2 protein-coding genes are annotated in these 26739 nt (G+C 73.6%); both read left to right on the top strand.

Features of this window, described 5'->3' with window-relative positions:
* Positions 1-342 precede the first annotated feature (342 nt).
* Positions 343-18885 carry a type I polyketide synthase gene (locus ACIQD6_RS09525; RefSeq protein ID WP_401880173.1) on the top strand — a complete coding sequence of 6181 codons (18543 nt, stop codon included), beginning with the start codon at positions 343-345 and terminating at the stop codon, positions 18883-18885.
* Between the two features lie 54 nt (positions 18886-18939).
* Positions 18940-26712, top strand: coding sequence for a type I polyketide synthase (locus tag ACIQD6_RS09520; protein ID WP_401880779.1), 7773 nt, complete (start codon positions 18940-18942; stop codon positions 26710-26712).
* Positions 26713-26739: the final 27 nt, after the last annotated feature.

Raw genomic sequence — 26739 nt, 5'->3', positions numbered from 1 at the left:
GAATAAGCAGCGCAGGGCGCGCATCTCGGCTCAGTGTTCAGGTGGCTTCGTCTTCAGCGCTTTTGGAGTCGTTTCCAGCCACTGCCCTACCATTTTCCGCCACCGCAAGGGCTCGGCCGGTAGCGGTACTTCGGGCTGCCGTAAAGCGGCCCACGTCGACGTTTCACACTACGGTTTTCACTAGTGAAAATCGTGTGGCTACACGCGTAATCTGTCGAAGCTGATTGACCGTCACGTCTGCTCAAGTGCGGTGCCCGTGCCCTCTGCACGCACCCGATACGGCTGAGACCGTCATTCGATCGAATCAATATCGCCAGGACCTCGGAAAGGTTGGCAACCCTCATGTCAGTCGGTAGTGACCGCGGTGGGTCGTCGCGCTCGACGGAACCAGTGGCGATCGTCGGAATTTCCTGCCGACTCCCCGGAGCGCGCGATCACAGGCAGTTCTTCCGGTTGCTCAGGTCCGGAAAAGAGAGCATCTCCGAGGTCCCCGAGAACAGGCGGGCGGCGTTGTCCGTCTCGTCGGTCGAGTTGCGGGCCGGCTTCATCGACTCGGTCGACGCGTTCGACGCGGGCTTCTTCGGCATCTCGCAGCGCGAGGCGGCCGCGATGGATCCGCAGCAGCGACTCATGCTGGAGCTGGGCTGGGAGGTGTTCGAGGACGCCGGCTGGCCGGCCGATCGGTTCCGGCGCTCCGACACCGGGGTCTTCGTCGGCTCCATCGGCACCGAGTACGCGACCGTCGTACACGACCAGGGCCCCGCGGCGCTCTCCCCGCACAGCCTGACCGGGCTGCTGCGCGGCGGCATCGCGAACCGTGTCTCCTACTCCCTCGGTCTGCGCGGGCCGAGCCTGGTGGTCGACTCCGGGCAGTCGTCCTCCCTGGTCGCGCTGCACCTCGCGGCGGAGAGCATGCGGCGGGGCGAGTGCTCGGCCGCTGTCGCCGGTGGGGTCAACCTCATCCTCACCCCCGAGGGCACGCTCGCCGTCGACAAGGCGGGTGCGTTGTCACCGGACGGGCACTGCTACACCTTCGACGCGCGCGCCAACGGCTACGTACGCGGCGAGGGCGGCGGCGCCGTACTGCTGCGTTTCCTGTCCGACGCGCTGGCCGACGGCGACCACGTCTACGCCGTGCTCGCCGGAAGCGCGGTGAACAACGACGGCGGGGGCCCGGGGTTCACCGTCCCCGACGAGCAGGCGCAGGCCGAGGTACTGCGCCTCGCCCACCGGAGCGCCGCGGTCGATCCGTCCGACGTGGACTACGTCGAGTTGCACGGCACCGGAACCGCACAGGGCGACCCCGTCGAGGCCGCCGCACTGGGCGCTGTGTTCGGCGCGTCGCGCCAGGACGGCGCACCGCTGAGGGTCGGGTCGGCGAAAACCAACATCGGCCACCTCGAAGGCGCTGCCGGCATCGCGGGGCTCATCAAGACCGTACTGTGCCTGCATCACGGGGAGTTCGTGCCGAGCCTCAACTTCGAGGCGCCCAACCCGCGCATCGACCTCGACGAACTCAAGCTCAGTGTGCAGCGCGAGGCCGAAGCATGGGCCTCCGAGCGGGCCAGGGTGGCCGGGGTCAGCTCCTTCGGTATCGGCGGCACCAACTGCCACCTGGTGCTCACCGAACACGTCGCCGCCGACGCGCCGGAGCGTCCCGCGGCACCGGAACGGCCCGTATCCAGCGAGGAACCCGAGCTGGTCACCGAGACCGCGCCCCTCGCCTGGGTGCTCTCCGGTCACACCTCCGACGCGCTCGCGAGCCAGGCGAAGGCACTGTCCGCGCTGCTGGCCGATCGACCCGACGCGACCCCGGCCGACGTGGCGTTCTCCCTGGCCACGACCCGTACCCACGCGCAGTACCGGGGCGCGGTGGTCGGCGGTGACCGGGCGGAGCTGGTGCGCGCACTGGACGCCCTGGCGGACGGCACCCCCACGAAGGCCGTGACGAACGGGCGATCGCTCGCCGCTCCCGGAACGGTCTTCGTCTTCCCCGGCCAGGGCTCGCAGTGGGCGGGCATGGCCGCGGAACTGATGGACTCCTCGGCCGTCTTCGCCCGCTCCGTCGCGGAGTGCGAGGCGGCACTGAGCCCGTACGTCGAATGGTCCCTGTCCTCGGTGCTGCGCGGCGAGCAGGGCGCGCCGACCCTGGACCTGGGCGACGGCGTCGTACAGCCCGCCCTGTTCGCGGTGATGGTGTCGCTGGCCTCGTTGTGGCGGGCCTCCGGCGTGGAGCCCTCCGCCGTGGTCGGACACAGCCAGGGCGAGATCGCGGCGGCAGTCGTGGCGGGCGCGCTGTCGCTGGAGGACGGCGCGCGCATCGTGGCGCTGCGCGCGCGTGCCCTCACCAAACTCGCCGGGCACACCGGGCTGGTCACACTCGCGCTGTCCGTCGACGAGACCGAGGAGCTGCTCCAGGAGTGGTCCGGTGCGCTGACGATCGCCGCGGTCAACGGGCCCGCCGCCACCGTCGTGGCCGGTCCGCGCGCCGAACTGACCGCACTGACCGCGAGGTGCGAGCAGCAAGGCGTGCGCGCCCAACGGGTGCCGATCGACTACGCGTCCCACTCGCCCGCGGTGGAGCCCCTGCGTGAGGAACTGGCGGAGATCCTGGCCGGGGTCACCGCGGTCGCGACCGACGTGACCATCATGTCGTCGGTCACCGGCCGACCGGTCGACGGCACCGAGCTGGGCTCCGCGTACTGGTATCGCAACCTGCGCAGCCCCGTCCGCTTCGACACCGCCGTACACGCACTGCTCGACGAGGGACACCAGGTGTTCGTCGAGATCAGCCCGCACCCGGTCCTGACCGTCGGCGTCACCGAGATGGCGCGGCGGCACGAGACGGCGGCCGAAGCGCTGCCCACGCTGCGGAGGAACGACGGCGGGTGGCGCCGGTACCTCGGCGCGCTCGCCCGCGCGCACTGCCTGGGCGTCGAGGTCGACTGGACCGCCGTACTCGCCGCTCACCGTCCGGTGCGCGTCGACCTCCCGTACTACGCCTTCCAGCGCCGCGACCTGGGGGCCGCCGGTGAGGGCGCCGCGACACGCCGTCGCGCGCCGGCCGCCCGGTCCGAGCGGGCGCTCGGGCCGGTGGGCGAGGACGAACCGGGTCCCTCCGTGCCGTCCACCCGCTTCGAGCGGGCGTCCGCGCCCGGCGGTGCCCGGCGGCGTACGCTGCTGAACCTCGTCCGGGACGAGGCTGCCGCCGTGATCGGGCATGACGACGCCATCGAACTGCTGCCCACGACGAGCTTCCGTGACGTGGGGTTCGACTCCGCGCTGGCCGTGGAACTGCGCGACCAGCTCGTGGCGGTGACCGGGCTCGACCTGCCCACCACGCTCATGTACGACCACCCGACGCCGAACGCGGTCGTCGATCTGCTCGTCGGTCTGCTGGACACCGACCCGGCCGAGGCCGCGCCCGTGCACGTGGCGCGGGCCTCGGACGACGACCCGATCGCGATCGTGGCGATGTCCTGCCGGCTGCCCGGCGGAGTGCGCTCGCCCGAGGACTTCTGGTCGCTGCTGACCGCGGAGGGCGACGCGATCGGCGGCTTCCCCGCGGACCGGGGCTGGCAGTTGGACCGGCTGGCGGACGCCGTACCCCGCGCGGGCGGATTCCTGCACGACGCGGCCGACTTCGACGCCGCTCTGTTCGGCATCTCGCCTCGCGAGGCCACGGCGATGGACCCGCAGCAGCGGGTGCTGCTGGAGACGGTGTGGGAGGCGTTCGAGCGCGCCGCCGTCGACCCGGCCCGGCTGCCCGACCGCCGGGTCGGTGTGTACGTGGGCGCCATGTCCCAGGACTACGGGCCGCGCCAGCACGAAGGGGCCGAGGCGGTACGCGGCCACGTGCTCACCGGCGTCACCGCCAGCGTGCTCTCCGGCCGTATCGCGTACGCGTTCGGCTTCGAGGGCCCGGCGATCACGGTCGACACCGCGTGCTCGTCCTCGCTGGTGGCCCTGCACCAGGCGGCCGGCGCGCTGCGCGCGGGGGAGTGCGAGCTGGCGGTCGCCGCCGGCGTCACCGTGATGGCCCGGCCAGGGATCTTCGTGGAGTTCGCCGCCCAGGACGGGTTGTCACCCGACGGCAGGTGCCGGGCATTCGCCGAAGGCGCGAACGGAACGGGATGGTCCGAGGGGGCGGGTGTGCTGCTCCTGGAGCGGCTCTCCGACGCCCGCCGCAACGGACACGAGGTCCTCGCGGTACTGCGCGGCAGCGCGGTCAACTCCGACGGCCGGTCCAATGGCCTGACCGCGCCGAACGGTCCCTCGCAACAGCGGGTGATCCGTGACGCGCTGGCCTCCGGCGGGCTGCGCTCCGACGAGGTCGACGCCGTCGAGGCGCACGGAACCGGGACCTCGCTGGGCGATCCCATCGAGGCGCAGGCGCTGCTGGCGGCCTACGGCCGCGACCGTGCCGAGCCGCTGTGGCTGGGCTCCGTCAAGTCGAACATCGGGCACACCCAGGCGGCGGCCGGGATGGCCGGCGTCATCAAGATGGTGCTGGCGATGCGGCACGGCATGCTGCCCAGGACCCTGCATGTGGACGAGCCCACCCCGCACGTGGACTGGTCCTCGGGGCAGCTGCGGCTGCTGACCGAGGCGCGGCCGTGGCTCGAACTCGACCGTCCCCGCCGGGCGGGCGTGTCGTCGTTCGGCATCAGCGGCGCCAACGCGCACGTCATCATCGAAGAGCCCACGGAGCAGAGCTCCGTGCTCTCCCCGGCAGGAACCCACGAGGCCCCGGTCCAGGCCACCGACGGGGACACGGACGCGCCTGCCGTGCCGCTGGTGCTGTCCGCCGCCGACCCCGACGCGCTGGCCGACCACGCACGCCGGCTCGCCCACCTGCTGGGCGACGGCGGCGAACGGCCCCTGGACATCGCGTACTCACTGGCCACCAGCCGTACCGCACTGCCGTACCGCGCGGCCGTGCTCGCCGCGGACGCCGGGACGGCTCGCGACGGGCTGCTCCGGCTGGCCGAGGGCGCGTCCGCGCTGCCCGTCGACAAGGCGGGGTCACACACCGTGGCCTTCCTCTTCTCCGGCCAGGGCTCGCAACGCCACCGGATGGGCAGCGAGCTTTACCAGGCGTATCCGGTGTTCGCCGAGTGGTTCGACACCGTGTGCGCCGAGTTCGACGGCTTCCTGGAACGTCCGCTGCGCGAGGTGATCGACGAGGACCCGCGACTGCTGAACGAGACCCAGTACACCCAGCCCGCGCTCTTCGCGGTCGAGGTCGCGCTGTTCCGGCTGCTGGAATCCTGGGGGATACGGCCCGACCTGCTCGTCGGTCACTCGATCGGCGAACTGGCCGCCGCGCACGTCGCGGGCGTGTGGTCGTTGGCCGACGCGTGCACCGTGGTCGCGGCCCGGGGCCGGCTCATGCAGAACCTGCCCGGCGGCACCATGGTCGCGGTGGAGGCATCCGAGGCCGAGGTCCTGGACCGGCTTCGCGAGAAGTCGGCGGCCGGCGCCGAGGTGGACATCGCGGCGGTGAACGGCCCGTCCGCGGTGGTGCTCTCCGGCGAGACGGACGCCGTGCGCGAGATCGCGGCCGAGTTCGCCGCGCGAGGCGCCCGCACCCGCGAGCTGCCGGTGAGCCACGCGTTCCACTCGCCGCTGATGGATCCGATGCTCGCGGAGTTCGCCGAGGTGCTGCGCGGGGTCGACTTCGCGGAACCGAGTCTGCCGGTCGTCTCCAACGTCCTGGGAGAGCTCGCGGGCGGCGAGTTGTGCACCCCCGAGTACTGGGTGTCCCACGTGCGGCAGGCCGTGCGCTTCGGCGACGGCGTCGCCGCGCTGCGCACCGCGGGCGCGACGGTCCTCGTCGAGGTGGGACCGGACGCGGTGCTCTCCGGGATGGCCATGCAGGTACTCGCCGACGCCCCCGGGACACTGGTCCTGCCCACGCTGCGCCGCGACGGCTCCGAGCAGCGCTCGGCGGCCACGCTGGCCGCCCGGCTGCACGGCCGTGGTGTCGAGGTGGACTGGGACGCGTACTTCCGGGGGACAAACGCGCGTCTCGTCGGGCTGCCCACCTACCCGTTCCGCAGGCAGCGGTTCTGGGCGGAGCCCGACGCGGACGACCGGCGGGTGTCGGCCGCACCGGACACCGACTTCTGGGACGCGGTCGGCCGCTCCGACGTGGCGGAGCTGAGCCGTACGCTCGGGGTGGACGGCGACGAGCCGTTCCACACCGTGGTCGAGGCGCTGGGCTCCTGGCGGGCCGAGCGGCATCGTCAGGCCACCGCCACGCGGTGGCTGCACCAGATCGAGTGGCACCCGGTCACCCCGGCCCGCCGAGCGGCGCGTGGCAGCGCGCTGCTGGTACTGCCCGCCGACGACCGGGCGAGCGGACTGAAGGCGCTGGTCGAGGACGCGCTGGCCGCCGAGGACGTGACGGCGCGCACGATCACGACCGACGGTCTCCCGCTCGCCGGACGACTGCGAGAGCTGTTCGACGAGGCACCGGTGGACATCGTGGTGTCCCTGCTGGACTCGGTCGAGGCGACCGTCGCGCTGGTCCAGGAGCTGGCCGAACTGGAGCGGCCCACCCGGCTGTGGTGCCTGACCACGGGCGCCGTCACTGTCGCCGGGGAGACCCTGGAGAACCCGGAGCAGGCACAGCTGTGGGGGCTCGGCCGCGTAGTGGCGCTGGAACACCCCGGCCTGTGGGGCGGCATGGCCGACCTGCCCGTGGCGCCCGGCGCCCGGACCGCCCGTCTGCTGGCCCAGGCTCTGGGAGGCGAGGGGGACGAGGACCAACTCGCCGTCCGCGAGTCCGGGGTGTACGCCCGGCGGCTCGTTCCGCTGCCCGCCCGCCCGGGTCCCGAGCAGACGTGGAACCCGACCGGCACGGTGCTGATCACCGGAGGTACGGGAGCGCTGGGCGCACACGCCGCCCGGTGGGTGGCCGGGCTCGGGGCGGAGCACGTCCTGTTGCTCAGCCGCTCCGGCCGGTCCGAGGCGACGGCCGAGTTGGAGACCGAACTGACCGGGCTCGGCGCGCGGGTCAGCGTCGAGGCGTGTGACGTGACCGACCGGGACGCACTGAGCCGGGTGCTCGCGGGCATCCCGGAGGAGTTCCCGCTGACCACCGTGCTGCATACGGCGGGCGTGGTGGACGACGGCCTGCTCGTCGACCTCACATCGGAGCGGATACGTGCCGTAGCCGAACCGAAGGTCGCGGGCACGCGCAACGTGCACGAGCTGACCCGGGACCTGGACCTGAGCGCGTTCGTACTGTTCTCCTCGTTCACCGGCGTCATGGGCAACGCCGGCCAGGCGAACTACGCGGCGGCCAACGCCTACTTGGACGCCCTCGCCCGGCAACGCGCCGCCGACGGCTTGCCGGCCGTGTCCGTGGCGTGGGGGCCGTGGGCCGGCGGCGGGATGGCCGCGGGGGACGCGGTCGGCCGGCGCATGCGCGGGCTCGGCCTGACCGACCTGGAGCCGGAGCCGGCCCTGGCCGCGCTGCGCGGACTGATCGGACGGGGCGACGTCCCGGCGGCCGTGGCGCTGGACGTCGACTGGTCCCGCATGCTGTCCACGATCGCCGCCGTACGCCCCGACCGGCTCTTCACCGAGCTGGGCGACATCCGCGGCGAGCGCACACCGGACGGGCCGGTCACCCCGCGAGCGGGGCTCGGCGCAGAACTGCACGCGCTTGCCGCGGACGAACGGCTGACCAGGCTCACGGCCCTCATCCGCGACCAGGCGGCCTCGGTGCTCGGCCACAACGCGGTCACCGCCGTGGACACCGGCCGCGCACTGCGCGAGCAGGGCTTCGACTCGTTGGCCGCCGTCGACTTCCGCAACCGCCTCGCCGCGCTGCTGGACCTGGAGCTGCCCCGCACCTTGGTGTTCGACCACCCCACTCCGGACGCGATCGCCCGCCACATCCTGACCGCGCACTTCGACGAGCCGAGCGCCGAGGTGCTCCGTCCCGTCACCGTGCGGTCCGTCGCGGACGATCCGATCGCGGTGGTGTCGATGTCGTGCCGGTTCCCGGCGGGCGTCGACAGCCCGGAGGACCTGTGGAGGCTGCTGCACGAGGGCGGCGAGACGCTGACCGAGTTCCCCGCCGACCGCGGCTGGGAACTGGACGGCCTGTTCGACCCCGACCCCTCGAACCCGGGCACCACGCACGTACGGGTGGGTGGATTCCTCGACCACGCCGCCGAGTTCGACGCCGCCTTCTTCGGCATCTCACCGCGCGAAGCGCTCGCCATGGACCCGCAGCAGCGCATTCTTCTGGAGCTGGCCTGGGAAGCGCTGGAGCGGGCCGGAATCGACCCGGCCACCCGGCGCGGCAGCGACACCGGTGTGTTCGTGGGCACCAACGGCCAGGACTACGTGGCGCTGCTGCGCGGGGCGGCCGAGGACACCGAGGGCCACATCACCACCGGCACCGCCTCCAGCGTGCTGTCCGGCCGACTGGCCTACACCCTCGGGCTGGAGGGGCCCGCCGCGTCGGTGGACACCGCCTGCTCGTCGTCGCTGGTCGCACTGCACCTGGCGGTCAAGTCACTGCGGGAGGGGGAGTGCTCGCTCGCCCTGGCCGGTGGCGCGACCGTGATGACCACGCCGAACCTGTTCGTCGAGATGTCCCGCCAGGGCGCGCTGTCACCGGACGGACGGTGCAAGGCGTTCGGCGCGGGCGCGGACGGCACGGGCTGGAGCGAGGGCGCCGGGCTGGTGCTGCTGGAGCGGCTGTCGGACGCGCGACGCAACGGACACGAGGTGCTCGCGGTGGTCGCGGGCTCCGCCATGAACCAGGACGGTGCCTCCAACGGCCTGTCCGCGCCCAGTGGCCCCGCACAGCAACGGGTCATCCGCACCGCGCTCGCGCATGCCGGGCTGGAACCGGCCGACGTGGACGCCGTGGAGGCACACGGCACGGGCACCTCGCTCGGAGACCCGATCGAGGCGCAGGCACTGCTGGCCACCTACGGTCAAGTCCGGGAGCAGCCACTGCTGTTGGGTTCGGTGAAGTCCAACATCGGCCACACCCAGGCGGCCGCCGGGGTCGCCGGCGTGATCAAGACGGTACTGGCGCTGCGGGCGGGCGAGTTGCCCCGTACCCTGCACGCCGACGAGCGCACGCCCCACGTGGACTGGTCGGCGGGTGCGGTCGAGCTGGTCACCGACCGGACCGCGTGGCCCGAGGTGGAGCGGCCGAGGCGCGCCGCGGTGTCGGCCTTCGGGATCAGCGGCACCAACGCGCACATCATCCTGGAGCAGGCCCCGTCCGACGACTCCGCGGTGGCCGACGTGTCGGCCGATCCGGGCCTCGACGCCGGAGCCTCGGATGCACCGGAGACCGTGGTGCCCGTCGTACTGTCCGGCAGGTCGGCGGCCGCGGTACGGGACAACGCCGCGCGCCTCGCCGGGCTGCTCGGTGACGAGCCGTCGCTCCGTCCGGCCGAGGTGGCGCTCGCCGCGCGCACCACGCGCGGCCTGTTCGATCACCGGGCCGCCGTCGTGGCCCGGGACCACGAGGAACTGGTCGCCGGGCTGGGCGCGCTCGCCAAGGGCATGGACGAGACGAACGTGGTCACCGGTGTGGCGGACGCGACGGGCGGCGTGGTGTTCGTCTTCCCCGGGCAGGGCGCGCAGTGGCCCGGGATGGGACGGCAACTGGCCGGGAGTTCGCCGGTGTTCGCCGCGAGGCTGGCGGAGTGCGAGCGAGCGCTGGCTCCCTTCGTGGACTGGTCGCTCACCGACGCGCTGGACGACACGGAGCTGCTGGGCCGGGTGGACGTGGTGCAGCCGGTGCTGTGGGCGGTGATGGTGTCGCTGGCCGCCGTGTGGGCGGAGCACGGAGTGCGCCCGGCGGCGGTCGTCGGGCACTCGCAGGGCGAGATCGCGGCGGCCTGCGTGGCCGGGGCGCTGTCGCTGGAGGACGGCGCGCGGGCGGTGGCGCTGCGGTCGCGCGCACTGGGCGCCGTGGCGGGCACCGGCGGCATGGTCTCGGTGTCCCTGCCGGCCGAGGAGGTCGAACCACTGCTGAGCGAGGTCGACGACGTGTCGATCGCCGCGGTCAACGGCCCGCGTTCGGTGGTGATCGCGGGACCGAACCGGCCGTTGGAGCTGGTGCTGTCAAGCCTGATCCAGCGGGAGGTCCGGTGCCGCCGCGTCGAAGTGGACTACGCGTCGCACTCGGGCGAGATGGAGCCGCTGCGCGACGAACTGCTGCGCCTGCTAGCCCCGTTGACGCCCCGGGACCCGGAGATCCCGTTCTACTCCACGGTGGAGGACGCCTGGGTCGCCCCGGGTGAACTGCTCGACGCCCGCTACTGGTTCCGCAACCTGCGCCAGACCGTGCGCTTCGAGCCCGCCGTACACGGCCTGCTCACCGACGGGTTCCGGACGTTCGCCGAGATCAGCCCGCACCCGCTGCTCACCGTACCGATCCAGGAGGCCGCCGAGTCGGTGGACGTTCCGGCCGTGGTGACCGGGACGCTGCGGCGGCAGCAGGACGAAGAGGCCCAGCTGGTGACCGCGCTGGCGTGGCTGCACGTGCACGGGGTGCCCGTGGACTGGCCGTCGGCGGAGCCCGGGGACGGCACCGCGCGACGGGTGGAGCTGCCGACGTACGCCTTCCAGCGACAGCGCTTCTGGCCGTCCCCGGCGGCGAGCGCCTCCGATGCGGCGGCGATCGGCCTGCGCACGGCGGGTCACCCGCTGCTCGGCGCGAGCACGGAGCTGCCGCAGAGCGGTGGGCACGTGTTCACCGGCAGGTTGTCCCTGCGCGCGCAACCGTGGCTGGACGGCCACCGCGTGCACGGTGTCGCGGTGTTCCCCGGCACCGGGTTCGTCGAGCTGGCGACCAGGGCGGGCGAGGACGTGGGCTGCCCCCGGATCGGCGAGCTGGTCCTGCACGCGCCGCTGGTCCTGCCCGAGGAAGGCGGGGTACGGATCCAGGTCGTGCTCGGCGAGCCGGACGACGCCGGGGCCCGGACCGTCGAGGTGTACGCGTGCGGCGACGACGAGGAGGAGTGGAAGCAGCACGCCGGCGGTGTGCTCACCCCGGCCGTCGAGGCGGAGACCGGCTGGGCCGGCGAGGCCTGGCCGCCGGCCGGCGCCGAACCGGTGGCGGCCGACGACTACTACCCGGAGCGTGCGGCGGCCGGTTTCGGCTACGACGGGCCGTTCCGGGGGCTGCGGTCGGTGTGGCGGCGCGGCGACGAGGTGTTCGCCGAGGCCGTGCTGGCCGAGGACACGGCCGACGACGTGGAGCGCTTCGTGATCCACCCGGCGCTGCTGGACTCGGCGCTGCACGCCGGCGGCTACAGCGCCCTCGCCGAACCGGAGCAGGGCTGGCTGCCGTTCGCGTTCAGCGGGGTCACCGTGCACGCGGTCGGAGCGCGTACGGTCCGGGTGCGGATCACCACCCTCGGCCCGGAGTCGGTGGCCGCCGAACTGGCGGACCCGGCGGGCCGGCCGGTGCTCTCACTGGCCTCGATGGCGGTACGCCCGGTCGCGCCGGACGCGTTGCCGGTACCCGGACGCCGGGGCGACGACATGCTTCTGGGGCTGTCCTGGCCCGCCGCGAAGGAGCGGACCGCCGACGGGCCGGCGCCGGAGACCGAGGTGGCCCGGATCGGAGCCGGGACCGGCGACGTCGGCACCGAGGTGCGCGCGGCCGTGGCCGAGGCACTCGGCCTGGTGCAGCGGTGGCTGGCGCGGACGGACGCCGACGACAAGCGCCTGGCCGTCGTCACCCGCGGCGCGGTGAGCACCACCGACGGGGAGCCGGTACGCGACCTCGGCGGCGCCGCCGTCTGGGGGCTGCTGCGCTCGGCGCAGACCGAACACCCGGACCGGTTCGTGCTCGTGGACCTCGACCCGGACGCCGAGGAGACCGAAGGACCACTGGCGGACGCGGTGGCGACGGGAGAGGCACAGGTGGCGGTGCGCGGTGGCAAGCCGCTCACCCCCCGCTACGCCCGGCTGTCCACCGACGACCTCCTTCCCGTACCGGACGGAGAGCCGGTCTGGCGGCTGGAGATCACGGAGAAGGGCTCGCTCGACAAGCTGGCGCTGCGGCCCGCCGCCGAGGTGGCCGGGGCACTGGGTCCGGACGAGGTACGGGTGTCGACGCGCGCGGTGGGCCTGAACTTCCGGGACGTCGTCAACGCCCTCGGCATGATCCCCGGGCAGAACAATCTGCTGGGTACCGAGGCGGCCGGAGTCGTCACCGAGGTCGGCGCCGGTGTCACCCGGGTGCGCCCGGGTGACCGGGTGCTCGGCATGTTCCACACCAGCGGCGCGGGCCCGGTCATGGTCACCGACGAGAGGCTGCTCACGCGGATACCGGCCGGCTGGTCGTTCGCCCGTGCGAGCTCGGTGGCCGCCACCTACCTGACCGCCTACTACGGCCTGGTCGAGGTGGCCGGGCTGCGGGCCGGGGAGTCCGTGATCGTGCACGCGGGGGCCGGCGGTGTCGGCATGGCCGCGGTCCAGCTGGCCCGTCACCTGGGCGCGGAGGTGTTCGCCACCGCGAGCCCGGCCAAGTGGGACCGGCTGCGTGAACTGGGCGTCGCCGACGACCACATCGCCTCCTCCCGGACTCTCGATTTCGAGCGGTCCTTCGGCGAGGTGACCGGCGGGCGCGGTATGGACGTGGTCCTGAACTCGCTGGCCGGCGAGTACGTCAACGCGTCGCTGCGGCTGCTGGGCGACGGCGGGCGCTTCGTGGAGATGGGCAAGACCGACATCCGCGATGCCCACGAGGTCGGGGCGCACCACCCCGGTGTCGCCTACACGGCCTTCGACCTGATGGCGGTGGGCCCGGAGGGGACCGCGCGGATGCTGGACGCGCTCGCGACGCTGTTCGAGGACGGCGCGGTGGCTCCGCTGCCGGTGACGACCTGGGACATACGGCGGGCGCCCGAGGCGTTCCGGTTCGTCAGCCAGGCCAGGCATGTGGGCAAGGTCGTACTGACCGTGCCGAGGCCCCTCGATCCCGAGGGCACCGTCCTGATCACCGGCGGTACCGGCGGCCTGGGCGCGCTGTTCGCCCGGCATCTGGTGACCGAGCACGGTGCGCGGAATCTGCTGCTGACCAGCCGCAGGGGCGCCGCGACGCCCGGGGCCGGGGAGTTGGTGGCGGAACTGACGGCGCTCGGGGCCCAGGCCCAGGCGGTGGCCTGCGACGTCACCGACCGGGACGCGCTGGCCGGGGTGCTGGCCGCCGTCCCGGCGGAGCACCCGCTGACCGCAGTCGTGCACACCGCGGGCGTGCTTCTGGACGCGACGGTCGGATCGCTGAGCGCGGAGAGCGCCGAGCCGGTGCTGGCGCCGAAGCTGGACGGGGCCTGGAACCTGCACGAGCTGACCATGGACGCGGACCTGTCGATGTTCGTGATGTTCTCCTCGGCGGCGGGCATCCTGGGCAGCCCGGGGCAGGCCGCGTACGCGGCGAGCAACACGTTCATGGACGGTCTGGCGGGCCACCGCCGGTCGTTGGGGCTGCCCGCGACCGCGATGTCCTGGGGCACGTGGTCCCGGGAAGTCGGCATGACCGGCTCGCTGACCGAGGAGGACATGCGCCGCATGGCGCGCATCGGCCTCGCCGAGATGCCCGCCGAGGTCGGTGTCGAACTGTTCGACGCCGCGCTCACCGTGGACCGGGCGGTGGTCTCGCCCATCCGCCTCGACCAGCGGGCCCTTCGCGCGAACGGCCACCCCTCGCCTGTCGTCAAGGACCTTGCCCCCCGCGCGCGGCCGGTACGGCGCACCGCGGCGGCCGCGGACCTCGGCGGGCGGGAGGGGCTCGCCGCCACCCTGGCGGCGCTGCCGCCCGCGGAACGGACCCGCGAGGTGCGGGAGCTGGTGTCCAGGCTGGTCTCGGCGGTGATCGGCCATTCCGACGCCGAGACCGTCCACGCCGGCGTGGCCTTCAAGGACCAGGGCTTCGACTCGCTGACCGCGCTCGAACTGCGCAACCGGGTCACCGCCGCGACCGGGCTGCGGCTGCCGGCGACCGTGGTCTTCGACTACAGCACGCCGAACGCGCTGGCCGACCACCTTCTCGGGCAGCTGCTCGGCGACGACGCGGCGCCCGGGACCACCGCGGTCACCGCGACCACGGCGGTCACCGTGGACTCCCGGGACGAGGACCCCGACGACGACCCCATGGTGATCGTCGGAATGGCCTGCCGACTGCCCGGCCAGGTCAACTCCCCCGAGGAGTTCTGGCAGTTGCTGGAGTCCGGGACGGACGCCGTCGCGGGCCTGCCCACGGACCGGGGCTGGGATCTCGCCGGGCTCGCCGCGGCCGGCTGCGCGACCACCTCGGGCGGATTCCTCTACGAGGCCCCCGGGTTCGACGCCGACTTCTTCGGCATCTCCCCGCGCGAGGCGCTGGCCATGGATCCCCAGCAGCGGATGGTGCTGGAGACCTCGTGGCAGGCCCTGGAGCACGCCGGGATCGTTCCGGCTTCGCTGCACGGCAGCCGTACCGGCGTGTTCATGGGCGCCAGCCACGGCAGCTACCTGGACGGCGGCGGCGAGGGGCTGGAGGGCTACCTGCTGACCGGCAACACCTCCAGCGTGCTCTCGGGCCGGATCGCCTACACCCTGGGGCTGGAGGGACCGGCCGTCACCGTGGACACCGCGTGTTCGTCCTCGCTGGTGGCGCTGCACCTGGCCGGCCAGTCGCTGCGCTCGGGCGAGTGCGAACTGGCGGTGGTGGGCGGCGTGGCCGTGATGTCCACGCCCGGCCTGTTCCTGGAGTTCACCCGGCAGGGCGGACTGTCGGCGGACGGGCGGTGCAAGGCGTTCTCCGCCTCCGCCGACGGCACCGGCTGGGCGGAGGGCTGCTCGACGGTGATCGTGGAGCGGCTGTCGGCCGCGCGCCGCAACGGGCATCCCGTGCTGGCCACGATCCGGGGCTCGGCGGTCAACCAGGACGGCGCGTCCAACGGTCTGGCCGCGCCCAGCGGTCTCGCGCAGCAGCGGGTCATCAACCAGGCGCTGTCCTCGGCCGGTTTGACCAGCGCCGACGTCGACGTGCTGGAGGGCCACGGGACGGGCACCACGCTGGGTGACCCGATCGAGGCGCACGCGGTGATCTCGACGTACGGACAGAACCGGACCCGGCCCTTGCTGTTCGGGTCGGTGAAGTCCAACATCGGCCACACCCAGGCGGCGGCCGGCGTCACCGGCGTGATCAAGATGGTGCTGGCCATGCGGCACGGCACGGTGCCCCGGACGCTGCACGCCGAGGAGCGCTCGCCGCACATCGACTGGTCCGACGGTGTCGTCGAGCTGGCCACCGAGCAGCACGAGTGGCCGGACACCGGGCGGCCGCGCCGTGCCGCCGTGTCGTCGTTCGGCATCAGCGGAACCAACGCGCACGTGATCATCGAACAGCTGGAGCCCGTCGCCGAGCCCGCCGCCCGCGAGGGGGAGCACCGGGAGTTCACCGTGCCGGTCGTGCTGTCCGCGCGGACGCCCACCGCGGTGCGCGACCAGGCCGGCAGGCTCGCCGCGTTCGTGGCCGAGCGGCCCGGACTGCCCGTCGCCGACGTGGCGTTCTCCATGGCCACCGGCCGCTCCCGGTTCAAGACCGGTGCCGTGGTGACGGCCGGCGACCGGGACGCTCTGCTGGCCGGGCTCCGCTCGGTCGCCGCCGGGGAGACGCTCGCCGAGCCGGTGGTCACCGGGCCCGTGGCGTTCGTGTTCTCCGGGCAGGGCTCGCAACGCGCGGGCATGGGCCGGGAGTTGTACGAGCGGTTCCCGGTGTTCGCCGAGGCGCTGGACGAGGTGGCCGAGGCGCTCGCCGCCGCCGGTCTGGCCGGCCCGCTGCGTGAGGTGGTCTTCGACGACCCGGAGCGCCTGGACCGTACGGAGTTCACTCAGCCCGCGCTGTTCGCGCTGGAGGTCGCTCTGTTCCGGCTGCTCCGTTCCTGGGGGGTGCGTCCGGACCACGTCGCCGGGCACTCCATCGGCGAGATCACCGCGGCGCACGTCAGCGGCGTGCTGTCGCTGGCGGACGCGTGCACGCTCATCGTGGCGCGCGGCGCGCTCATGCAGGCGCTGCCCGAGGGCGGCGTGATGGTGTCCGTCCGGGCCTCCGAGGAGTTCGTCGCGGCCCTGGTGGAGGACGAACCGGAGGTGTCGATCGCGGCGGTGAACGGGCCCAGGTCGGTGGTCGTCGCGGGAGCGGACGAGGCCGTCGGACGGATCGTCGAGTCCTGTGCGAGCCGACAGGTGAAAACCCGTCAGCTGAGGGTGAGCCACGCGTTCCACTCGCAGCTGATGGAGCCGATGCTGGCCGAATTCCGGGTACGGCTGGAGCAGCTGGAGTGGCGGGCACCGGAGATTCCGCTGGTGTCGACGGTGACCGGTCTCCCGGCCACCGAGGAGTTCGGCTCGCCCGAGTACTGGACCGAGCACGCACGGGCGGGTGTGCGCTTCGCGGACGCGGTCACCTGGCTGCGGGAGTACGGGGTGTCCACGTTCGTCGAACTCGGACCGGACGCGATCCTCACGGCGATGGTCGGCGAGATCGCCGACGGCGCCCCTGACCTCGTGGCGGTGCCGGCCCTGCGCCGGACACAGGACGAGCAGCCGGCGATCCTCGCGGCGGTGGCACGGGCCTGGCTCGCGGGCGCCGAGGTGGACTGGCCGGTGGTGCTCGCGGACACCGGGGCGCGCCGGGTGGAACTGCCCACGTACCCCTTCGAGCACCAGCGGTTCTGGCCGGAGCCGACGAGCGGGCGCGCGGATTCGTCGGATGCCGAGTTCTGGGCGGCGCTGGAGAACGACGAGGTACTGACGATGCTGGCCGGCGTGGACGCCGAGACCCCGGCGAGCCGACTGCTGCCCGAACTGGCCGCGTGGCACCGCCGGCGGCAGCAGGACGGCGCCGTCCGGACGTGGAACTACGACATCGGCTGGGTGCCCGCCACCCGGCGCGGCACGCAGCGGCTCGAAGGCCGCTGGCTGGTGCTGACGCACGCCGGCTCCACGACCGGGTCGGTGGCCGAACTGGCGGCCGAACTGGTGGAGCGCGGTGACGACACTCAGGTCGTGCACGTGGACCCCCACACGCTCGACCGTGCCGCGCTCGCCGCGCTACTGGCCCCGTACTCCCGCGACGGCGAGCCCGTGGCAGGGGTGCTGTCGCTGCTCGCACTCGACGACGCGCCGTCCCGGCGCGAGGGGCCCGAGGCCGTGCTGGCCGCGACCACGACGACGCAGGCGCTCGCCGACGTCCTGCCGGACGCGCCGCTGTGGTACCTCACTCGGGACGCGGTGGCCGTCGGCGCATCGGACGGCGGACGGACCAGTCCTTCGCAGTCGGCTCTGTGGGGCCTGGGCCGGGTGGCCGCACTGGAGCTGCCCCAGCAGTGGGGCGGGCTGATCGACCTGCCCGCCCGGCTGGAACCGGACACCGTCACCGACCTGATCGGTGTGGTCACGGCAGGCGGTGAGGATCAGGTCGCGCTGCGCACCGACGGGGTACGGGCACGTCGCCTGCGCAGGGTGATGTCGCTGCCGGACAACGGCCGGCGGGTGCCCGACCACGGCACGGTGCTCGTCACCGGCGGTACGGGCGCCCTCGGCCGGCACACCGCGCGGTGGCTGGCCGGTGCCGGGGTACCGCACCTGCTGCTGGCCAGCCGCCGCGGCCCGGACGCCGACGGAGTGGCGAAGCTCCGTGCCGAGCTGCTCGAACTGGGCGCCGAGACCACCGTCGTGGCCTGTGACGTCGCCGACCGCGACGCTGTCTCCGGGGTGCTGGCGGCGCTTCCGGAGGACCTCCCGCTGACGGGAGTGGTGCACACGGCGGGCGTGCTGGAGGACGGCGTCCTGGACGGGCTCACTGCCGAGCGGCTGACCGCGGTGTGGCGCCCCAAGGCGGACGCGGCGCTGGTGCTGCACGAAGCCACGCTGGACGCCGACCTGTCGATGTTCGTGGTGTTCTCCTCGCTGGCCGGGATGGTCGGCGCGGCCGGCCAGGCCGGATACGCGGCGGCGAACGCCTTCCTGGAGGGGCTCGTCACCCTGCGGCGCGCCCAGGGGCTGCCCGCGACGGCGGTCGCCTGGGGTGCCTGGGCAGGCGGTGGCATGGCTGCCGACGGCGCCGCGGCCGCCCGTACCGCGCACACCGGGGTGCTGCCCATGCCGCCGGAGCCGGCCATTGCCGCACTGGAGACCGCGCTGCGCGCGGACGCCGCGACGGTGATGGTGGCCGACGTCGACTGGGACCGGTTCGCCGCCACCCAGACCGCGACCCGGCCGAGCCCGCTGCTCGCCGAATTCACCAGGACCGGTGGAGGTGTCCAGGGCGGCCCCGCGCAGCCCGGGACCGACGGCGGCACGCGGCTGCGGGAGCAGATCGACGGGCTGAGCGGCCCGGCGCGACGGGAGTTGCTGACCGGGCTGGTGCGTACGCACGTCGCCGCGGTGCTGCGGCACCCCGACGACAGCGGCGTCGCGACGGACCAGCAGTTCAAGGAGCTTGGCTTCGACTCACTGACCGCGGTGGAGCTGCGGAACCGGCTGAACGTCGTCACCGGCCTGCGGATCAGCGCGACCGCGGTGTACGACTACCCGACGCCCGGCGACCTGGCCGGTCACCTGCTGGCTCAGCTGGCACCCGCGGAGCTGAGCCCGGCCGAGCGGATCCTGCGCCGGCTGGACCAGCTCGAACCCGAGGTCGAATCGCTCGCGCACGGTGACGACGCGAGCGCCGAGATCGGGCAGCGGATGCGCCGCATCCTGACGCTGCTGAAGGCGGGCGCGCCGGTGCCGTCGGGGCCGGTCGACACGGGCGCCGACGCCGACGACACCGATATCGACGAGGTCTTCGCCTTCATCCAGAACGAGTACGGCGGTTCCGACACCGATCCCCGGTGATCACATCCGAGTCCCGCAGACCGATTTCCTTCCCACCAGGGGTTGTTGATGAGTGTGAGCACTGACGAGAAGCTCGTGGGTTACCTCAAGAAGGTCACCACGGATCTCCAGGAGACCCGACGGCGGCTGCGCGAGCTGGAGTCGGCCGCGGCCGAGCCCATCGCGATCGTGGCCATGTCCTGCCGCTTCGCCGGCGGCGTCGACTCGCCCGAGGGGCTGTGGGACGTGGTCGACGCCGGCCGCGACATGATCGGCGACTTTCCCACCGACCGGGGCTGGGACACCAGCGACTTCGACCCCGGCATCTGCCAGCGGGGCGGGTTCCTGTCCGACGCGGCGGCCTTCGACGCCGACTTCTTCGGCGTGTCGCCCAAAGAGGCGCTCGCCATGGACCCGCAGCAGCGGCTGCTGCTGGAGACCACGTGGGAGGTGCTGGAGCGGGCCGGAGTGCCGGCCTCGTCGCTGCGCGGCTCGGCCACCGGGGTCTACGTAGGCATCACCGCCCAGCAGTACTGGCCCAAGGACGACACCGAGCAGCAGCAGACCATGGGCCATCTGCTGACCGGTACCACGGACAGCGTGGCCTCCGGGCGGCTGGCGTTCATCCTCGGCACGGAGGGGCCGGCGCTGTCCATCGACACCGCCTGCTCGTCCTCGTTGGTCGCGCTCCACCTGGCGGTACGGGCGCTGCGCGCCGGGGAGTGCACACAGGCGCTGGTCGGTGGGGTCAGCGTGATGGGCGGTCCCGCGCTCTACGCCGAGCTGTACGAGCAGGGCGGACTGTCGGCGGACGCACGGTGCAAGGCGTTCTCGGGGGACGCGGACGGCACCGGCTGGGGCGAGGGCGCGGCGATGCTGCTGCTGCGCCCCCTGAGCGAGGCGCGACGGCTGGGCGAGCCCGTGCTGGCCGTGGTCCGGGGCAGCGCGGTGAACTCCGACGGCGCGTCCAACGGGCTGACCGCGCCCAACGGCCCCTCCCAGCAGCGGGTGATCCGCCAGGCGCTGCGGGACGCCGACCTGAGCGCCCCTCAGGTCGACGTGGTCGAGGCGCACGGCACCGGCACCCGGCTCGGTGACCCCGTCGAGGCACAGGCGTTGCTGGCCACCTACGGCCAGGGCAGGCCGGACGACCAGCCGTTGTGGCTGGGGTCGGTGAAGTCCAACATCGGGCACACCCAGGCGGCGGCCGGGCTGGCCGGCGTGATCAAGATGGTCATGGCGATGCGGCACGGCACGCTGCCCCGGACGCTGCACGTGGACGTACCCACCCCGGAGGTCGACTGGTCGTCGGGCGACGTGCGGCTGGCGACCGAGGCCCGTTCCTGGCCCCGTACCGGACGGCCGCGCCGCGCGGCTGTCTCCGGCTTCGGCATCAGCGGGACCAACGCCCACGTGGTGATCGAACAGGCCCCCGAGCCGGCCGAGGGCGAGGCGCCGCAGGACGAGCCCTCGGCGCCCGGCGATCAGGCTCGGGCCGCCTCTGCGGACTCGGAGGTGCCCGCCACGCTGCTGGTCACTGCGCGGGACGCGAAGGCGCTGCGCGAGTCGGCGGCCCGGTTGCGGGAGTTCGTCGAAGCGCACCCCGAGACGACCGGCGCGGAGCTGGCCGCGGCTCTGGCGACCACCCGGGACCGGCACCCGCACCGGGCGGTCGTGGTGGGCGCCGGCCGGGAGCAGTTGCTCGGCGGCCTGGAGCTGCTGGCCCAGGGGCGCACCGGGGCCGGGGTCGCCCACTCCCGCGCCCGCCGGCACGGCGGCACCACGTTCCTCTTCAGCGGCCAGGGTGCCCAGCGCGCCCGGATGGGCCGGCAGCTGTACGAGGCGTTCCCCGCGTTCGCCGCCGCGTTCGACGAGATCACCGCGGCGTTCGCACCGCATCTGTCCGAGCCGCTGTCCGAGGCGATGACCTCCGACGAACTCGTCTCCCGGGCCTCCATAGCCCAGCCCGCGCTGTTCGCCGTCGAGGTGGCCACCGTGGAGCTGCTCAAGGACTGGGGCCTGACCCCCGACTACCTGCTGGGGCACTCCCTCGGCGAGTTGGCCGCCGCGCATGTGGCGGGGGTGCTCGACCTCGCGGACGCCGCCGCGCTGGTCGCCGCCCGGGGCCGGCTCATGCAGGGCACCACCGGCGGAATGGCATCGATCGCGCTGTCCGAGGAGGAACTGCGCGAGATCCTCACCGAGACCGGGCAGCACGTCGACATCGCCGCCGTCAACTCGCCGCGCTCCATGGCGGTCTCGGGCACCGACGAAGCGATCGAGAGCGTCGTCGCGGCCTGCGAGGCGCGCGGAAGGCGCGCCCGGCAGCTGTCGCTCGGCCTCGCGGGCCACTCCGCCTCCATGGACCCGATCCTGGAGCCCTTCGGCGAGGTCGCGCGCACCCTGACCTACCACCCGCCGAAGATCCCGCTGATCAGCGACATGACCGGCGAACTGGTCAGCCCCGACGAGATCACCGACCCGGACTACTGGGTACGGCACATGCGCCGGCCGGTGCGCTTCCGTGACGGTATCGAGCGGCTGGCCGGGCTCGGCGTCACCGCGTTCCTGGAGATCGGTCCCGGTGGCCTGGCCCTGCCCACCCGCGAGTGCGTGCAGGACTCCACGGAGACGCTGACCGTCGCCTCCACCATGCAGCGCGACCACGACGAACCCGAGACGCTGCTGCTCGCCCTCGGCGAGCTGTTCACGGCGGGCGCGCCGGTGCCGTGGGAGAAGATGCTGGCCCCGGACGGCGCGGTGCGGCTGGACCTGCCCACCTATCCGTTCCAGCGGGACCGGTACTGGCTGACCGGAACGGGCGCCACCGGGACCGCGGCCCCCCGCAGGACCGGGACGGCCGCGCCCCGCACCGGGACCGCGCCCGAGGTGGCGGCGCCGGTGTCCGCTCCGCCGTCCGAGTCCGACCCCGCGGAGCTGCGGCGACGGCTGCTCGCCGACGTACGCCTCGCCGCGGCCGATGTCCTCGGTTTCCGGGACCCCCTGGACATCGAGCCCGACCGTGCGTTCACCGAGATCGGCATGGGCTCCATGTCGGCGGTGCGACTGGCCGACCGGATCAGCAACGACATCGGCAGCCGCCAGCCCGCCACCCTGGTGTTCGACCACCCCACCCCGGCCCGCGTCGTCGACCACCTGGTCGCCGAACTGCTCGGCCGCGACGATGTGTTCGACACGGACACCGCGGTCCGCGCCGATACGGACGATCCGATCGCGATCGTCGGCATGGCCTGCCGGTTCCCCGGCGGCGAGGGCCCGGACGAGCTGTGGCGGCTGGTACGCGACGGCGCGAGCGGCGTCAGCCCGTTCCCCACCGACCGCGGCTGGCAGCTCGACGACCTCGACCTCTCGATCTGCCGGGAGGGTGGATTCCTCGCCGACGCCGCCGGGTTCGACGCCGACTTCTTCGGAATCAGCGGGCGGGAGGCACTGGCCATGGACCCCCAGCAGCGTGTGCTGCTGGAGGTGGCCTGGGAGGCCGTCGAGAACGCCGGAATCGACGCCGGAACACTGCGGGGCCGCAGGACCGGAGTATTCGCCGGGGTCGGCGGCTCGGACTACGAGCACGCGATGTCCGGAACGGCGAGCTCCGGCGGCCACCTGCTGACCGGTACCGCCGCCAGCGTGGTCTCCGGCCGGATCGCCTACCTGCTCGGCCTGGAGGGCCCCACCCTGACCGTCGACACCGCGTGCTCGGCGTCACTGGTCGCGCTGCACCTCGCGGTGCGCGCGGTGCGGGCCGGCGAGTGCGAACTGGCCCTCGCGGGCGGCGTCGCGATCATGTCGACCGAGCGCGGGTTCCGTCAGTTCGCCGAGCTGGGCGGGCTGGCCGGCGACGGGCGGTGCAAGGCCTTCTCCGACGACGCCGACGGCACCGGCTGGAGCGAGGGCGCCAGCATGCTGCTGGTCGAACGGCTCTCTGACGCCCGCCGCCGGGGACACCGGGTGCTCGCGCTGGTGAGCGGCACCGCGATCAACTCGGACGGTGCGTCCAACGGGCTGTCCGCGCCGAGCGGACCGGCCCAGCAACGGGTCATCCGCGCGGCCCTCGCCGACGCCGGTACGCAGGCGTCCGATGTGGACGCCGTCGAGGCCCACGGCACCGGCACCGTACTGGGCGACCCCATCGAGGCCCAGGCCCTGATGGCCGTCTACGGCCGGGACCGCGAACCCGAACACCCGCTGTGGATGGGATCGGTCAAGTCGAACATCGGCCACGCCCAGGCGGCGGGCGGAGTCCTCGGCGTGATCAAGATGGTGCAGGCCATGCGGCACGACGTGCTTCCCCGCACCCTCCACGTGGAGCGTCCCAGCACCAAGCTCGACTGGTCGCGCGGCAGTGTCGGGCTGCTCGCCGAGGAGCAGCCGTGGCCGGTGTCGGAACACCCGCGCCGCGCGGGTGTGTCCTCGTTCGGGGTGTCCGGTACGAACGCCCACGTCATCCTGGAGCAGGCGCCCGAGGACCCGGCGCCGGCGCCGCTGCCGGAATCCGGTGCCGTACTGCCGTGGGTGCTCACGGCCCGAGGCGACAGGGCGCTGCGGGAGCACGCGGGGCGGCTGGCCGACAGCACCGCCGAGACCGGCGAGGACCGGCCCGGCATCGGTGAGATCGCGTCCGCGCTGGCCGGCAACCGCGCCACGTTCGACCACCGTGCGGTGGTGCTCGGCACCGACCGCGACACGCTGGCCGCCGGCCTGCGTCTGGTCGCGGCGGGCGAGAGCGCCGACGGCGTGGTCACCGGGACGGCCCGGTCGTTCGACCGCGCGCCGGTCTGGATCTTCCCGGGACAGGGCAGCCAGTGGCCCGGCATGGCGAACGAACTGCTCGACAGCTCTCCCGCGTTCGCCGCCCGGTGGGACGAGTGCGACCAGGCGATGCGACCGCACCTGGGCTGGTCGATCACCGACGCGGCCCGTTCCGGCTTCGGCGACCGGGACCCGGAGGCCGCCGACGTGGTGCAGCCGATGCTGTTCGCCACCATGGTGTCGCTCGCCCGGCAGTGGGAGTCATGGGGGGTACGGCCCTCGGCGGTGATCGGCCACTCGCAGGGCGAGATCGCGGCGGCCTGCGTCGCGGGCGCCCTGTCGGTCGAGGACGCCGCCGCCGCGACCGTGCTGCGCGCCCGAGCCCTGCGTGAGCTGTCCGGAAAGGGCGGGATGCTCTCGCTCGCCGCGACCCCCGACGACGTGACGCGCTGGATCGAGCGCTGGGGCGACGCGGTGTCGGTCGCGGTGTTCAACGGCCCGGCCTCCACCGCCGTCTCAGGTGAACTGCCCGCGCTGCGAGAGCTTCAGGCCGAGGCGGAGAGCAAGGGCGTGCGCTCCCGCTGGATCGGCATCGACTACGCCTCGCACTCCGCGCAGGTCGAGCCGCTGCGCTCGCGCCTGCTCGACATTCTGTCCCAGGTCACCCCCCGCACCGGCGACATCCCCTTCTTCTCCACCGTCACCGCCGACTGGCTGGACACCGCGGCACTGGACGCGGAGTACTGGTACGGCAATCTGCGCCGGCCGGTGCGGCTGACCGAGGCGGTCACCGCGCTCGCCCGCCAGGGCCACCAGGTGTTCACCGAGATCAGCCCGCACCCGGTGCTGACCCTGCCGGTCACCCAGACCGTGGAGGAGGCCGGAGTGACGGCCCTGGTGACCGGAAGTCTGCGCCGGGGCGACGGCACGGAGCGCCGGCTGATGACCTCGCTGGCCGAGCTGTACGTCAACGGAGCCCCGGTCGACCTCGCGAAGGTCCTGCCGGCCGGGCCGGTGGGCCACGTCGAACTGCCCACGTACCCGTTCCAGCACCGGCGTTTCTGGCCCGACGCGCCGCGCAGCGCGGGTGCGGGCGCGACCGCGCCCCGGGAGACGGCCTACGAGACCGAATGGGCGCCGCTGGACCCGTCCGGGGAAACCGTCACCGGCCGGTGGCTGGCTCTGGTTCCCGCCGACGGCACGGACACGACGGCCGGTGCGGCGGACCCGGTGCTGGCCGCGCTGCGGGAGGACGGTGCCGAGGTCGTCACGATCCCGGTCCGCCCCGACGAACTGAGCGCCGACACCGAGGCCGACGTCGCCGCGCTGGCCGACCGGATCCGTACGGCGGCCGCCGGAACCACCCCGTCCGGAGTGCTCAGCCTGGCCGCGCTCGACCAGACCCCGCACCCGCACCGCCCGGAGGTTCCCACCGGGCTGGTCGCCACGCTCGTCGCGGTCCGGGCGCTCGCGGAGGCCGGACTCGGCGTACCGCTGTGGTGCCTCACCCAGGGGGCGACCGGGGAGACGACGAACCCCGCACAGGCCGCCGTGTGGGGCCTGGGCCGGACCGCGGCGCTGGAGTACCCGGACGGCTGGGGCGGCCTGATCGACCTGCCGGACACGCTCGACGAGAAGTCCGGCCGACTGCTGCGCGCCGTGCTGGGCGGAGCGGGCGGCGAGGACCAGATCCGCGTGCGGGACGGGCAGGTGCTGGGCCGCAGGCTCGTGCCCGCCGGGCTTCCCGCACGGCCCGGTGACGGATGGCGCCCGGCGGGCACCGTCCTGGTCACCGGCGGGACAGGGGCACTGGGCGGCCACATCGCCCGCTGGCTCGCCGGGCACGGCGCCGCCCACGTGGTGCTGGTCAGCAGGCGGGGCCCCGACGCACCCGGCACGGACGAACTCCTCGCCGACCTGCGGGCCGAGGGAGTCGACGCCACCGCGCTGGCCTGTGACCTCACCGACCCCGACGCGGTGACCGGACTCGTCGGCACGCTGCGCGACACGGGCGAACGGGTGTCTGCCGTGGTGCACGCCGCCGGCGTGGGCGGCAGCGCGCCGCTGTCCGCCACCGGCGTCGATGACCTGGCGACCATGCTGGCCGCCAAGGTCCAGGGGGCTCTCCTCCTGGAGTCGGCCCTCGACCCCGCCACGCTCGACGCCGTCGTGTACTTCTCCTCGGTCAGCGCCGTCTGGGGCATCCGCGACCACGGCGCCTACGCCGCGGCCAACGCGGTGCTCGACGCGCACGCACGGAACCTGCGGACACGGGGAGTCCAGGCGCTGTCCGTCGCCTGGGGACCGTGGGGCGGTGCCGGGATGGGCGACGACGCCGCGTTCCGGGAGGGCCTGGCCCGTACCGGCGTACGCCTGATCGACCCGGCCGAGGCGATCCGCACGCTCGACGCGCTGCTGGCCGCCGACCGTACCGAGGTCGCCGTCGCCGACATCGACTGGCAGCGGTTCCTCTCCGTGTACACCTCGGTCCGGCCGAGCATGTTGTTCGGCGCGCTGTCCACGCCGGGGCAGGACGCCGTCGACTCCCGTGACGGCGACGGGCGTTCGGACGGTACGGGCTTCGCCGACACGGTGCGCGGGCTCGGCACCGTCGAGCAGAACGAACGGCTGCTGCGGCTGGTGCAGCGGATCTGCGCCCGCGTACTCGACCACCCGGACCCGACAGAGATCTCCGCGGGCCGCGCGTTCCGCGATCTCGGGTTCGACTCGCTCACCGCGGTCGAGTTCCGCAACGAACTCAACCGCGCCATGGGCCTGCGACTGCCCGCGACCGTCGTGTTCGACCACCCGAACCCCACCGAGCTGATCGCCCAGTTGCGGCGGCGGCTCGAACTGGACGAGCCGGACACGTACGCCACCGAAGAAGAAGCACGGGTGAGGCACGCCCTGGCGACCCTGCCGCTGGAGCGGCTGCGCCGCGCGGGCGTGCTCGACCTCCTGACCACCTCGACCGACTCCGATCGGGACACCGACGCCGGCGCGGAGCAGGAATCCGGGGCCATCGACGCGATGGACACCGCGGACCTGCTGTCACTGGCCCGGCAGAGCATCGCCGACTGACCACCGTTATCCCGAGAGGACACCCCC

The organism is Streptomyces sp. NPDC088400 (assembly GCF_044753355.1).
Taxonomy (GTDB): Bacteria; Actinomycetota; Actinomycetes; order Streptomycetales; family Streptomycetaceae; genus Streptomyces.
Note: the sequence above shows the minus strand (reverse complement) of the source record. Positions and strands in the feature narration are given on the sequence as shown.